The sequence below is a fragment of the Kitasatospora sp. NPDC127035 genome, assembly GCF_042726075.1.
Lineage (GTDB): Bacteria > Actinomycetota > Actinomycetes > Streptomycetales > Streptomycetaceae > Kitasatospora.
The window spans coordinates 1-13,570 of sequence record NZ_JBHXDN010000047.1; the positions used below are offsets into that span (position 1 = coordinate 1).

Here is a 13,570-nt window from a genome sequence, read left to right on the forward strand (position 1 = left end):
AACTGGAACAACTCCCACAGCTCATCCGGCACCAGCCGCTCAACGATCAGCACACTCGGAGTCTACTCAACCCACCCAAATGAGATGTCTTCTTAAGTAGGGCTTCGGGGTTCGCGGACTACAGCGTGACGGTGGCGACGGCGGTGTCGTCGTGGGCCTTGCCGCGGGGCAAGCGTTTGCCGTCGGCGTCGGCGTCGGCGAGTTCGGCAGTGCGGACTGCTCGGATGTGGGCAGCCGAGCCCTGGTCGTGGATGAGCTTCAGGGCCTCGGACCAGTCGGCGAGGCGGAAGCGGTCGACCAGGCGGGACACGCCGTCGCTGACCATGGTGAAGCCGGTAACCTCGGCGCGGGGGACGGTACCGGTGAGCGCGGCGTGGGCGGCGGTGGGGTCGGCGGCGACCCAGAAGCAGCCGGCCTCCGCCGGATCCGCTTCCACAACCTCCGGCACACCACCGCCACTCTCCTCCCCGACCGGGGCGTCGAACTCGTCGTCATCAAGGAACGCCTCGGCCACGCCCACATCGGCGTCACCGCCACCGTCTACACCCATGTCAGGCTCCGCATCCAACGCGATGCCATCGACCTCCTTGGCAAGGCCCTCCGTAACCCCGACGCAGGGTCCGCCGACTGCAGCAACGGCGACGGCCTACCGGGAAGTGGGATCTTGGACCTCACCCGGTGACGTCAACAGGTGACGTCAAACGATCAAGTGGCCCCACCGGAAGCGATCCGGTGGGGCCACTTGAGGATCCGGCGCGGCTGGCCGGAGTTGAGCTACTCCCTGGGGCTGTGGCAGCAGGCACCGCTTCCCCGCTTCGACGCCCCGTACGAGTACGTGTGGCCGCGCATCGCGCGGATGCGCAAGCACCCCGGCGGCCTGGACGTCCTGATCGGGTTACTCCCGGGCCAGGTCCCCGAACAGGTAGCCCAGCACGCATACGGGATCGCGCACGCCTGGCGCGTCCACCGGGTGGAACTGGCCAGCCCCCGCCGCGGGGCCGTGGTCCTGCGGGCGTGGACCTTCGACCCGCTTGCCAAGCCGTTCACGGCTGCCAGCCGCACTCCCAAGCCGGTGCGGCGAACACTCCGCAGCCGGCTGAGGGGGTGGTTCGGCCGGGTCCGGGCGCTGAACTGTCCTTCGGTGCAGGCCTGCTCACCAGGTACGCCAGCGACCCCGAGGTCATGGTCGAGCTGCTCGAAGCGGCCGTCGACCGGATGCAGGAACGCGCCCTGGCCTTCGCCGGCCGCCTCCGGGCCCACGTTCCCGCCGCGGCTTCGCCGTTCGTCGTCGTCATGGTCGACGAACTCGCCTTCCTCACCGCCTACCAACCCGACCGGGACCTCCGGCGCCGTGCCGAGGCGGCGATCGCCACCCTGACCAGCCGGGGCCGCTCGGTCGGCTTCTGCCTCGTCGGGGCCCTCCAGGACCCCCGCAAGGAAGTCATGAACCTCCGCAACCTGTTCCCCGACCGGATCGCGCTGCGCATGGACGAAGCCGCCCAGGTGGACATGGTCCTCGGCAGCGGCGCCCGCGACCGGGGCGCGTACGCGGACCTGATCTCGCCCGACCCCACGACCGGCGCGGGCGTCGGCTACGTCCGCAACGAGGGCAGCCCGACCCCGGTCCGCGTGCGGGGCGGCCTACGTCTCGGATGACGAGATCGAGGCCCTGGTCGCCCGGTACGACAACCAGTCCGTCTACGGGGTGTCTAGCCCCCTGGACAGCAACGTGGACACGTCCTCGGAAGGTGGTGCACAGCCGTGATCGTCACCGGCTCGCTCGTCCTGTTCCTCGGCGCCCTGATCGCCGTCCTCCTCCGGCACCAGGCCCTGATGGCCACGCACCTGATCCTCTGCGGCGTCTTCGGCTTCCTCCTCGCCGAGACCGGCGCCTCCTCCCTGATCAAGCACCTGCTCGCCTGGCTCACCAAGACCCTCGCCACCATCCACCCCTGACCGGAGGTACCGCCATGACCAACCGTCGCCTGCCCAGTGCCGCCAACTACCTCCTCCCCACGCCGGCGAACGGCCAGGACCCGCGCTTCACCCGCGGCCTGTTCTTCGACATCGCCCGCCGGATCGAGGACGCCGGCTTCCCGCCCATCACCACTGGCCACGACCTGGTCCGCCTGATGGAGACCCTCTATGTCTTCTGCTACTCGGAAGACCGCTGATGACCGGGACCACCCGCGCGGAACGGGCCTGGATGCCCCTGGCCCGTTCCGTGCTCCGCCAGGTCGCCGAGGAACACGGCGTCTGCGTCCGGCCGGTGGCCCTGCGCCGCACCGACACCGCCACCGGCCACACCGAGCTCGTCGACATCCCGTGCGGCGCCACCCGCGCGAGCCTGTGCCCCAGCTGCGCCGAACGCAAGCGCCGCCTGCGCGCCGCCCAGTGCCGCGAAGGCTGGCACCTCACCGAGGAACCCGTCCTCGAACCCGAACACGCCACCGCCGCGCAGCAGTACCTCACCGGACTGCGGGCCGACCTGACCAAGGCCCACACCGCGGCCACCGGGCCGGAGGCCGACGAACTCGCCTCGCTCCTCGTGGAGATCGACACCGAACTCGCCGAGACCGGCGTCCGCGGCTCCCTCGCCCCCGCCCCCGTCGCCCGCCGGGTCCGCTCCACCCGACGCCGGCAGGACACCAGCGACCTGCCCCGCCGCCCGGTCGAGAACCGCACCCTCGGCAAGGCGCACACCACGCCCGACGGCCGGACCTTCCGCCCCTCGCTGTTCCTGACCCTCACCCTGCCCTCGTACGGACGCGTCCGCGCCGACGGCACCCCCGTCGACCCGACCACCTACGACTACCGCCGGGCCGCACGGGACGCCCTCCACTTCCCCAAGCTCATCGACCGGTTCGTCCAGAACCTGCGCCGCTTCGTCGGCCACGACGTCCAGTACTTCGCCGTCGTCGAACCCCAGCGCCGCCTCGCCCCGCACCTGCACCTCGCCCTGCGGGGCACCGTCTCCCGCGCCGAACTGCGCCAGGTCGTCGCCGCCACCTACCACCAGGTCTGGTGGCCGCCCGCCGACCACCCGGTCCACGCCCCCGACGCGCCGCCGCACTGGTCACCCGAACACGGCGCCTTCCTCGACCCGACCACCCACGAACCGCTGCCCACCTGGGACGACGCCCTCGACCAACTCGACGACGACCCCGAAGCCCAGCCCGCGCACGTACTCCGCTTCGGCCCCCAGCTCGACGCCCAAGGCGTCCTCGTCGGCTCCCCGCAGGCCGCCCGCTGCGTCCGCTACCTGACCAAGTACCTCACCAAGTCCGTCGCCGAGTGCCACACCCCGACCGACGCCACCGAGAGCGACCACGTCGACCGCCTCGCCGCCGAACTCCGCCACGAACCCTGCTCGCCCACCTGCGCCAACTGGCTCCTCCACGGCATCCAGCCCAAGAACGCCCACCCCGCCCTGCGCCCCGGCGCCTGCCGCTCCCGCGCCCACAAACGCGAACACCTCGGCTACGGCGGCCGCAGGGTCCTGGTCTCCCGCAAGTGGTCCGGCAAGACCCTCACCGACCACCGCACCGAACGCCGGACCTGGGTCCTCGACGTCCTCGGCGACACCGCCGGCCGTGCCGTGCCGAGCCGAGCCGCTACGTCTGGGAGCCCGTGCGCCCGGGCGACCCCGACATGTCGCCGCTTGCGACCCGGCTGCTCCGGGCCGTCGCCGAACGTGTCCGTTGGCGCGCCGCCCTCGACGAGGCCCTCGAACGAGCAGGAGGTGAGCCGTGTCCGACGACGACCTGATGACCGTTCCCGAGGTGATGGCACGGCTGCGGCTCGGCCGCTCGGCGGTCTACGACCTGATCCGCACCAACCGGCTGCGTTCGATCACCATCGGCCGGGCCCGCCGCATCCCGTACGGCTCGTACCGCTCGTTCGTGGCCTCCCGACTGGAGGAGGCAGCCTGATGGCAGCCCAGAAGAAGAACCGCGCCAACGGCGAAGGAACCGTGTTCCAACGCAAGGACGGCCGATGAGAAGCCGCCGCCTACGTGCTGGCCGCCAACGGCAAGTGACAGCGGCTCCACGTCTACGGCAGGACCCGCCAGTAGGCGATGGACAAGCTCACCGACGCCAAAGCCGCCAGCACCCGGGGTGTCCCGATCGTCCACGCCCAAGGCACCGTCGGCAACTGGGTCACCTACTGGCTCGACACCGTCGCGGTGCACCGCGTGCGCGAGACCACTCACACCCGCTACGCCGCGGTCGCCCGCCTGTACATCATCCCGGGCCTCGGTGCGAAGAAGCTCTCCAAACTCACCGCCAGGGACATCCGCACCTGGCTCGACGGCCTACGAACCCGCTGCCAGTGCTGCGCCCGCCGCATCGACCACAAGCGAACGCCGGCGAAGCAGCGCTGCTGTGCCGTGGGGGACTGCTGCCGGCGGGTGTTGAGTGCACTCACGCTCACCTACATCCGCACCGTGCTCAAGACCGCCCTGGAGCATGCTGTCCAGGAAGAGGAGATCTCGCGGAACGTCGCTCGCAACGTCCGGCTCGGTACACCCCGGCCGCGACGGTTCGAGCCTCTGACCGTCGAAGAGGCCCGCCAATTGCTCGACGCTGCCCCAGACCATCCGCTCCACCCTGTGGTGCACCTCGCCCTCCACACCGGGTTGCGGCGGGGCGAACTCCTCGGCCTCACCTGGGAGGACGTCGACCTCAGCGCCGGCACGGCCGTGATCCGACGCTCACTCCAACGCACCAGCGACAACGGGCTCGTGCTGTTCCCCACCAAGACCAAAGCCTCCGAACGGCGCATCGCCCTACCCGCCGCCTGCGTCCAGGCCCTGCACACGCACCGGACCCGCCAGCAAGCCGAGCAAGAGGCCGCAGGACTGCGTTGGAACCCCCGCGGCTACATCTTCACGGCGCCCAGCACCGCGCTCCCGATCGAACCCAGCACCCTCAACCGACGCTTCGCCACACTGCTCCACCAAGCCGGCCTCCGCCGGATCCGCACCTACGACCTCCGACACACCACCGCTACCCTCCTCCTCGACCAGGGCGTCGAACTCGTCGTTATCAAGGAGCTGTTGGGGCACGCCCACATCGGCGTCACCGCCACCGTCTACACCCACGTCAGACTCCGTATCCAACGCAACGCCATCGACCTCCTCGGCTAGGCCCTCCGCAACCCCTATACCAAGCCCGATGGCCACAGCGACGGCGGCGACCCGCCAGAAAATGGGATCTTGGACCCCACTCGGTGACGTCAACAGGTGACGTCAAGACACCAGGAAGCCTCCCCAGAAAATCTCTGGGGAGGCTTCCTGGTTCTCGCTGAAGATTCCAGCTCTCCGGATTATCCCGAAATCTAGATTTCCCAGTGGCTCATTTTGGAGAATTCTCCGATGAAGCGAGCAAGGTGTGTGGCAAATTCACCAGAAGATGCCCGCGCGCTGACTGCTGATGCGATTACTTCATCCTGGTTGGCAACTTCTCCTTGAGTGAAAAGAGAAATTACTCGACGCTCGGCATCAATCTCCATTTGTACCAGTGGCCCCGGAGGGGGGAGTTCTGTCCCGTATTTGACTACCACGGGCCTCTCTCCTCCTAGTTTGAAATCGATCATGGAGAGTAGTGACCTGATCGTATTGATGGACATCTCTGTTTTTGCAGCCGACGGCCTCAGTGAATTGGCGAGCGCATTTCCCACCAAGCCTACGGCCTGGGTCAAATAGAACTCGGGGCGAGAGGAGTCGTCCTCGCCCTCCTGGGGCTCCATCTCCAGCTCATCCAGTGCCTCGGCGCACGCGTCCTGCACGGATTCACCGGAGGCTTCCGCCCAGGCGAGCTCAAGCGAGGCATCAACCCAGGTCAGCAGCTCTGAAGTGCCTAGGGCTCGGCAGAAGGAGGCCCCTCGTTCTGCAGCTGCAGTGCAGATCAGCATCAGCTCGGAGGTGGAAGCATTCGAAATTGCCTGTAGTTCTGGCGAATTTTCCATAGCTTAGTCTCCAGTGGCCCAGAAGGTTGTGAATTGGGAATTCTGTGCGGCGTGGCCGCGGATTCCTGCGCCGCCCAATGTTACTCCGCGGACATTCAGTGCTGGCGAGCAGATGGCGATGCAGAAGTTTCGTGATGCCGCACCGAATATGGCGTGTTCATTTGGCCCGAGGCTGTTGATGATGCCTTCTTCGGCATGCCCTGCGGCCTGCACAAATTCCTCTCCCGGTCGAAGCTTCCATCCGGATGGCATTGCGCCACCCCCATTGATTCCGATTCGATTGGAAAACGTCTTTGTCTTGGAGTTGAAGACGCCAATCACTGCCGTAGTGCCCTTCACGTCTGCCATGAAGTAGTCATTTCGGGATGCCTGCAACTCCTCCGCGCGACCGAGGGCTAGCATCGCGTCGTCCTCAGTCGCAAGTCCGGGGCCACAATTGTGGACCAGGACCGGCGTGCTGCCTGCCAGCACATAGTACGTGTGGAGGCTGTCGACAGTCAGGTTGTCTGCGCGCTGGGGGGCGGTCTTGTAGGTGTGTACGGCGAGGATGTGTATGGAGCTGTGATCGGGGGTCGTCAGATTGTGGCCGGGCGGGAGGTCTGACGCCGCCGTCCACCGCTGGGTGGTGTCGTCCCAGTAGGGGTGGTGGGAGGTGGACACCAGGGTGGTGGTCTCCCCGGTCGGGAGAGTGAGGGTCAGCTCGGTGAAGTCGGTGTCGTCCGGGGTGACGATCTTCTCGGTGACCGACTTCGCTGAGGTCTCCCCCGTCTGCGGATCGGTGGCGCTGACTTTGTCGCCCTGCTTGATCTCTCCGATCTCCTTGGTACTTCCGTCCGCCATGAGTACCTGGGTGCTCGGAGGGAAGCTGTGCTTGCAGGGGTTACTCGGGGCCTGCGGCGTGGTGTTGGGAGTCGAGGCGTCGGGAGCCTTCCGGAGGTCCTTCAGGACCTTCTCGCCGATGAGCTTGATCCACTTGGTCTTGACGAACGAGGTGGCAGCGAGGCCGCAGGACATCGCTCCGGGGTCGTCGACGCAACTCTTCACGTCGCCGACGGGAGTCAGCTCGACGACTGCCGTCCTGGACGCTTTGAAGAGGTTCTTGAGGAACTCGCGCGCACCGCCCTTCGGCGGCTTCTGGCCGTAGTTCTTGTAGACCTGGTCGTGGACGTAGTTCCTGTTCGCGACGTAGCTGGTGTTTACCTGGGTCTCGTAGTACCGCTCCTGCGCCCTGTAGTCGCGATAGTCGCTAGTCTGCTGAGTGTTGGACATGGTGATGGTTCCACCGGTGCCCGAGCAGTCGTAGAGGGTGCCGCACTCGGGTGTTGCGAGGCCGCTCGGGTCACTGCGGTTGATCGGGTCGTTCTCGCCGTACGCGTAGCCGTTCCACTGCTGGGGGTTCGCGGAATCGAGGATCGGGTCGGCGCTGATGAAGCGGCCGGTCGAGGGATCGTACTGGCGGGCCCCCAGGTTGGTGAGGCCGGTGGCTTCATCCTTGCTTCCGCCGACGAAACCCTTGGTGCCGGCCCAGTCGGAGGCTGCGGGCTGGGTGCCGCGCGGGTTGCCGAAGGGGTCGGTCGGGCGCCGGGTGACGGGCTGGTCGTCGCCGCTGCCGATCTGCAGGCCGCCGGTGCCGTGGTGGTCGCCGGCCTGGACGAGGACGGTGCCGCCGCCGATGGGAGCGGTGACCCGGGTGTAGGTCAGGCCACCTGCGGAGGCGACGGCGCGGACGTTGCTCGTGGCGCCGGTGGCGGTGTCGAGAGTCAGCTCGTCAGTGGGCAGGTTGAGCGTCGTCCGGCCCGGGTTGCGGCGGATCAGCTGGTTGCCGTCGGCGTCGTAGAGGTAGCTGGTGGTGCCGCCGGCCGTCTGGGCCAGGGAGTCCAGCTTGTCCTCGCCGTTCCAGGTCAGCGTGGTCGTGCCGGCGGTGTCGGTGATGGCGGTGGTGCTGCCCTTGGCGTCGTACTGGTAGCTGACAGTCTTGGTGCCGCCAGGGCCACTGGTGGCTGATGTGAGCAGCGCGTGCGGCCCGCCGGTTCCGCCACCGGTGTTGGGCGCAGTGGTTGGGGTGTTGCGGTTCTGCGCGGCGCCGAAGGTCTGTGTCGTGGTGGTGTCGTTCAGGCTGTTGCCGGTGATGTCGTGCTGTACGAGGCTCGTACGGTTGCCGGTGGAGTCGTAGGCGTAGGTGTTCCAGTACGGGGCCGGGCCCCCGATGGTGCGCCCGCCGGGGTTCACGGTGGCGGGCCCGCTGGCGTTGCGGCACCCGCCGATGCCAGGCACGGTTGTAGAACCACCCGTGCCGTGAACCTGTCCGGAGGAGTCGGTCCAGTCGGCTGTGGTGGAGGTGCCGTCGGTGTCGGTCCAGGCGTTGGTGAGCCGGCCCTGGAAGTCGTAGGTGAAGCATTGGGTGTCAGTGGCCGCGGCGTCCTGGATCGTGCTGATCGAGGTGATGCGGCCTGACGGAGCGTAGGTGTAGCTCGTTTGGTCGGTCGCTACCGTGCCGGTCTGACGGTAGACGAAGTTGTTGATCAACCGGCCGGTGGCCCAGTCGTGCTGCTGGAGCGAAGCGACCTGACTTCCGTACGCGCCGACGACGGTTTCCAGTGGACGGGACAGGGGGTCGTAGGAGACCTTGGCGATCACAGCCTCGTCGAGGCTGGCAGACGAGATCAGGAGGCCGGTGATCGTGTAGCCGAACGACACCGTCTCGGCGGGCAGACCACCTGCTGCTGGGATGCTGAGGGTCTTCAGTGCGCCGAGGACCGGGCTGTACGTGTTGGCGGTCGTGTAGGTTCCGGCCAGGGCTCCCTCGGTCGAGGGAATCGAGACAGAGGTTCCGAGGGGCCGGTACGCGGTGTCGTAGCCGGTCACGCCTTTGGTGTAGGCGGCGCCGCCGGCACCGCCGACGTAGCGGGTCGAGGAGGTCGGCATCCCCTTGGCCAGGGTGTCGTAACTCCAGCTCGCCAGCTGATTGGCAGGGGCTACGCTCCCGTTGTAGCTGCCGGTCCGACGGCCCAACAGATCATAGGTGTAGGCCAGAACGCCGGCCTTGGAGTCGACCGTGTGATCCACCCGGCTGTTCGCGTCGTAGAAGGTCCGGGTCACCCCGGTGTCGGGGTCGGACGCCGTGACCTGCCGGCCACGCAGGTCGTAGGTGTAGCTCCACGAGTTGCCGCTGCTGTCGCTGTGACCTGCGGACTGCCCGGCTGCCGTGTAGGCGTAGTTGGTGACGTCGGCGTCGGCCGGGTTGCCGGTGGCCGCGGTGGTGCGGTACTGCCAGGTTGCTACCGTCCGGCCGCGTGCGTCGGTTACGACGGACATCGGCGTCGCGCCGTTGGGAGGGGTCGCGTCCGTCCGGTCCGCGCCGGGGTAGGCGGTGGTGGACGCCCACTGGGGGTTGCCGTACGAGCGAAACTCCGAGTGCACCACGCGCCCGTTGCCGTCGTAGGAGTTCCGGGTCTGGCCGGGTATCTGTCCGTCAGCGACCGGAACGAAGATCGATTCGGTCGGGAAGGAGGTCCTCTCGTAGTAGGGGTTGGAGGTCTTGATCACCCAGCCGTGCGTGTCGTACACGGTGTCGGTGATGAGTCGACCGGTCGGCTTGGCGGCGCTCGTGCTCTGGGTCTGCCTGGACCGGCCGAGGCCGTCGACGATGTCGACGACCGCGGAGTTGGTGACGCCGTCGTCGGTCAGCGTCTCGGTCGTGACGGCGCTCGGGCCGGCGTCACCCTTGACGGAGTAGCCGAACTTCTGGCTCGGGTGGCCGGTGGTCGGCCGGTCCGGTGACCAGACGGCCGTGAGCCGACCGAGCGCGTCGTACTTCGTCGTCGCCACCCTGCTGTTGGCGTCCTGGCTGGTCAGCGGCAGGCCACGACCGGGGTCGACGGTGACCGAGGTGGTCCAGTCCGCGCCCATCGGGCTCGTCGTGACCACGGAGGTCGGCAGGACACCGGAGACCGGGGTGACGGCGACGGATGTGACTGCGGTCGTCACGGACGGGCCGGTCAGCTGGGCACCGGTCCAGTCGTACGTCGATCCGTCGGTGGTCGTGCTGGTCCGGCCCCGCCCGTAGGCGTCGAACGTCAGGCTCGAGCCCTGGGCATAGACGGCCTTGCCGGACTGGTCGAAGTGGTCGAGGACCTGGCTGCTTGTCGCGTCGCCGACCGCTCCGGCCTGGCCGAACGGCTTGCCGTCGTAGAGGGTGCGGCTGCCGATGAGTGTGTTTGCCGCTGTGGCCGTGGCACACGGCCCCTGGACGGTTACCCGTTCGGAGGGGAGCGTCAGGAGTTGGGGGTCGGTACTGGTGGCGTAGCTGGTGATGGTGCAGGTCTCGGGAGTCGCGGCGGTACCGTCGCCCTTGTCATTGAGACGTGTGACACGGTTGCCGTGGGCCGGGTCGGTCGTGGTCGTCGACGTGGCTGTCCGCCAGCTACCGTTTGCCAGTCTGGCCTTGGTGATTCCGGTGACCTGTGAGTCAGGGTAGCGGGCGTAGATCTTTGGTGCGCCCGCACCTTGGACGTGGGTCGCTGTGACCTGCTGTCCGCTGGAGGTGCTGCCGGACAACATCTGGACGGTACCGCCTGCGCGGTCGAAGACCTCGGTCGCGACAGCGCGTCCGGTGAGCCAGTCCTCGTCCGTGACGGTGCCGCCCAGAGGACTGGCGACCTGCACGTTCCGCTGGGTGCCGTTCAGCAGGTAGTCGCCGTGCATCCCACGGAGGTAGGTGATCCTCTGCTGAGTCCGGGGCGCCTCGCTCGCCGAACCGCTTCCGGTGTTCGTGGTCACCGTCTGGTAGCCGCGGAAGCCGTCCCAGGCACGGGTCTTGGGGTCGATGAACTCCGCGTCGTTGCGGTGCCAGGCCGCGCCGCCGCCGTAGGTGTACTCGGTGGTCCGGCCGACGGACGGGGTGCTCACGAGGTCTTGCTCGGTGACCGTCCGGACGAGCGGCTTGTTGAACCAGTCGTTGACGGGGTCGGGAGAGGACTGCCCCGGCAGGTACCACTTCACGGGCATGCAGGCCATGGTGTTGGCGTCTTCGGAGGCCGGCATGTGGTTGTTGACCCGGGAGCACTCCGGGTCGGAGTAGATGATGTTGATCCGTCCGCCGGTCTCGTTGGTGATGCCCTGCAGCCGGGGGCGCATGAACATCGGTGACGGCGGGACCAGTCCGTCGACGCGGTTGGCCATCATCCGGTATGTGAAGGTCACCGGGGGCAGACTGAGCGGTGTCTGCCCGTTGGACCCGGTCCGCTGGACGGAGTCCAGCTGCAAGGTCCGCTTGGTGCCGTCACCCGGATCGGCGAGGGACTGGCTCAGTGACCAGCTGTCGACCTCGCGGTAGGAGCCGCCCACGACGACCTGGGTGGCGATGGTGGTCAGGCGCTTGGTGGAGAAGAAGGTCGGCGAGTAGTTCGTGCAGGCCCCGGAGCCCGTGCATATTTGGTCGATCGGCACGTCCGGCCAGGCGTCCGCGTTCACCGTGGTTCGCTGATCCTCGGCGCAGGTGATCGGGTCGGACGGCCTGCAGCGCTCCGCAGTACTGAACACCACCTTGGAAGCCGGGTTCAGCGAACCCCTCGCGGTTCGCTGCTCGTCGAGGCGCTGGCCGTATCCGATCTCCTTGAGGTAGGCCGCGCGCTGGTAGTCGGTGAGGGTGCCGTTGAGGTTGTTCTGGCCGCCGCCTCGGTTGTACTTGTTGCCCTCGGTGCCGTACTTGTACGTGGTGAGGTTGCCGTGGGTGTCGACCACGTAGTCGAGCTGCCAGCGCCACGCCATCTGACACCACGAGGCGCTCCCGGTCGCAGGCTGGTAGCACGGGTCGCCGCTCTTCGGCGAGTAGACCGGGGTCGTCAGAACGGAATTGGCCGCAGGGTCGCCACCGTCCCCGCCGGGCAGGTGGTTGCGGCCGAAGTAGTACTGGGTGCCGTCGGAGGTGGTGATCCGCCAGTACTCCATGTCCCGGTAGTCGGTGTCACCGGCGGACCGGAGTGCGCCGCTGAGCTGTTCGATCTTGGAACCGTCGTCGTCCTGGAGGTGCCAGGCTCCCGTGGCGTCGTCGCGGACGATGGTGCCGGACCGGCCGCCCAACGCGAGGGTGGCGTTCTGGCCGCCCCAGCACTGATCGCCCGAGCCGGCGATGCCGGATTTCGCGCAGTTCCGGTAGGAGCGCTCGATGAAGCCGGGCTCGTACACCCAGCCGTCGCCGATCCACGAGGACTGGGAGTTGGTCGCCGACGTCTTGCCGTCGACGGCGGCCGAGTTGTAGGCCAGGCTAACGATCGGTGTCGAGCCGCCGAGAGCCGGTGGGACCGCGATGGGGTAGGCGTAGGAGAAGCTGCCGGTGTGCGAACCGGCACTCCAGGCGGAGGACGGCGAGAGCGAGGTCGCGGTGTAGCTTCCGCCTGCACCCGACGGCGCGGCTGCTGCCGTCAGGACCAGTGCCTGCGCGCCGGACGGAGCGGCTTCGACTCCCGAAGCCTGGGGGCTCGTCCTCGCTGCGCCGGTCGTCGAGCCACCGGCCGGAAGACTCACCTCGGCGGTCAGCGATCCGCGCCCGTCGAGGTGGGACGGCACCGGCGTCTGGGACCGGCACTCGGACCGCTCCGGGGTCGTCAGTGCGCATGACGGCAACGCGAGCAGTACCGCGCGGTCCGACCAGCCGCCGCCTCGGAGAGCATTGAGGTCCAGGGAGACGGTGGCCTTACGACCACTGTCGGATGTCGGAGCATCCACATCGGAGAGTGCGACCAGTGGGCCGGTGGCGCCGGCCGCCAGGCCCTGATCCTGTCCGGTCACCTGGACCTGGACGGTGCGCGCGCTTTCCGCCTCAGAGCTGCCAGGAGCTACTCGTACGGCCAGTTTCCCGGCCTTGGCGCCCACGGCGCCGCCCGAGGAGGGCGAAGCTCCGCCCGTGGCCGACCGAGCGGCCAGCGCCTCGACACCATCGGATCCGAGCTTCACGGTCTCGGTTCCGGTCACGACCGCAGGTGTCGTCTGCGGCTTCCACTCGGCGGGCTTGGAGGCGGTCGGCCGCCCGGGCGGAAGGACATCGCGGCCCTCGACCGACAATGCCCCGTCGCTCGGGGGAGTGCCGGGTGGAGTCCAGACCTTCCCCCTCGGCTCAGGGTAGGTCCACGCCGCTGCTGGCGGTACCGCGACCCCCATCAGCATCAATGCGGCAAATGCCGCTGTCACCGGTGACCGCCATCGGCCTCCGGTCGATCTTCCAGCCCGTTCGCGGGCAGGCAGAACCCCCACCGTGCAACCCCTCGATTGGTCTTGACAGCACGTCATGCGAGCGAGGTGCTCCCATGGTCGAGGTGACGATAAGTGATGGGTCTGACACGTCGCCAGCGAGTTCTTTCGGCGTCCGGCCGATGTTTACGGACTCTTGACCGTCGGATCGACCGGTTTCCGGACATGTCGGTCCGAGGCCCTGGACGGGGTTGACCGCCAGGGCTGTGAGGCAGCATCGTTCCGACCCGAACATCGCTCCGAAGAGGAGCTCGGCAGGGGAGGGAATTCAGAAGAGGCATGTCCGAAAACTCACGTACATTTGTATACACATCTCCACCTCCGTCTATTAGCACCCGCGCGGTGCGGCTGA

General features: G+C 67.9%; 8 protein-coding genes and 2 pseudogenes. 7 read left to right on the top strand and 3 right to left on the bottom strand.

The genetic code is table 11. The features are described 5' to 3' along the window. Nucleotides 1-118: 118 nt before the first annotated feature. A complete protein-coding gene (locus tag ACFWIC_RS27565) occupies nucleotides 119-325 on the bottom strand; it encodes a hypothetical protein (RefSeq protein WP_380520261.1) in 207 nt (68 codons plus the stop codon). Nucleotides 326-409: 84 nt separating this feature from the next. Here ACFWIC_RS27565 and ACFWIC_RS27570 point away from each other — a divergent pair. From ACFWIC_RS27570 to ACFWIC_RS27600, 7 genes and pseudogenes are all read left to right on the top strand, one after another. Continuing rightward, nucleotides 410-682, top strand: a pseudogene (locus tag ACFWIC_RS27570) (tyrosine-type recombinase/integrase); the annotation flags it as partial. 500 nt (nucleotides 683-1,182) lie between these two features. Beyond that, complete coding sequence (locus ACFWIC_RS27575) at nucleotides 1,183-1,656, top strand: hypothetical protein (protein ID WP_380520262.1); 474 nt, start codon at nucleotides 1,183-1,185, stop codon at nucleotides 1,654-1,656. A 105-nt stretch (nucleotides 1,657-1,761) separates the two neighbouring features. Continuing rightward, complete coding sequence (locus tag ACFWIC_RS27580; RefSeq protein WP_380520263.1) at nucleotides 1,762-1,956, top strand: hypothetical protein; 195 nt, start codon at nucleotides 1,762-1,764, stop codon at nucleotides 1,954-1,956. A 14-nt stretch (nucleotides 1,957-1,970) separates the two neighbouring features. Next, nucleotides 1,971-2,174: a hypothetical protein gene (locus tag ACFWIC_RS27585; protein ID WP_380520264.1), complete on the top strand. Its 204-nt coding sequence runs from the start codon at nucleotides 1,971-1,973 to the stop codon at nucleotides 2,172-2,174. A 32-nt stretch (nucleotides 2,175-2,206) separates the two neighbouring features. Beyond that, nucleotides 2,207-3,517: pseudogene (locus ACFWIC_RS27590) on the top strand (replication initiator); the annotation flags it as partial. A gap of 250 nt (nucleotides 3,518-3,767) precedes the next feature. Beyond that, the gene (locus ACFWIC_RS27595; RefSeq protein ID WP_078896235.1) at nucleotides 3,768-3,932 is read left to right on the top strand and encodes a helix-turn-helix domain-containing protein; all 165 of its coding nucleotides are present in this window, start codon (nucleotides 3,768-3,770) and stop codon (nucleotides 3,930-3,932) included. Nucleotides 3,933-4,078: 146 nt separating this feature from the next. Continuing rightward, entirely contained in the window at nucleotides 4,079-5,149 is a 1,071-nt protein-coding gene (locus ACFWIC_RS27600) for a tyrosine-type recombinase/integrase (RefSeq protein WP_380520265.1), read from the top strand. Nucleotides 5,150-5,340: 191 nt separating this feature from the next. On the opposite strand, the gene ACFWIC_RS27605 is transcribed toward ACFWIC_RS27600, so the two are convergent. Together ACFWIC_RS27605 and ACFWIC_RS27610 are read right to left on the bottom strand one after the other, a co-directional pair. Then, a complete protein-coding gene (locus ACFWIC_RS27605) occupies nucleotides 5,341-5,970 on the bottom strand; it encodes a hypothetical protein (protein ID WP_380520266.1) in 630 nt (209 codons plus the stop codon). A 3-nt stretch (nucleotides 5,971-5,973) separates the two neighbouring features. Beyond that, the gene (locus ACFWIC_RS27610) at nucleotides 5,974-12,759 is read right to left on the bottom strand and encodes an RHS repeat-associated core domain-containing protein (RefSeq protein WP_380520267.1); all 6,786 of its coding nucleotides are present in this window, start codon (nucleotides 12,757-12,759) and stop codon (nucleotides 5,974-5,976) included. Between the last annotated feature and the right edge of the window lie 811 nt (nucleotides 12,760-13,570).

Coding starts and splice junctions, on each gene's coding strand:
- ACFWIC_RS27565 (WP_380520261.1), bottom strand. CDS start 325: ATGGTCAGCGACGGCGTGTCCCGCCTGGTCGACCGCTTCCGCCTCGCC.
- ACFWIC_RS27575 (WP_380520262.1), top strand. CDS start 1,183: ATGGTCGAGCTGCTCGAAGCGGCCGTCGACCGGATGCAGGAACGCGCC.
- ACFWIC_RS27585 (WP_380520264.1), top strand. CDS start 1,971: ATGACCAACCGTCGCCTGCCCAGTGCCGCCAACTACCTCCTCCCCACG.
- ACFWIC_RS27595 (WP_078896235.1), top strand. CDS start 3,768: ATGACCGTTCCCGAGGTGATGGCACGGCTGCGGCTCGGCCGCTCGGCG.
- ACFWIC_RS27600 (WP_380520265.1), top strand. CDS start 4,079: ATGGACAAGCTCACCGACGCCAAAGCCGCCAGCACCCGGGGTGTCCCG.
- ACFWIC_RS27605 (WP_380520266.1), bottom strand. CDS start 5,970: ATGGAAAATTCGCCAGAACTACAGGCAATTTCGAATGCTTCCACCTCC.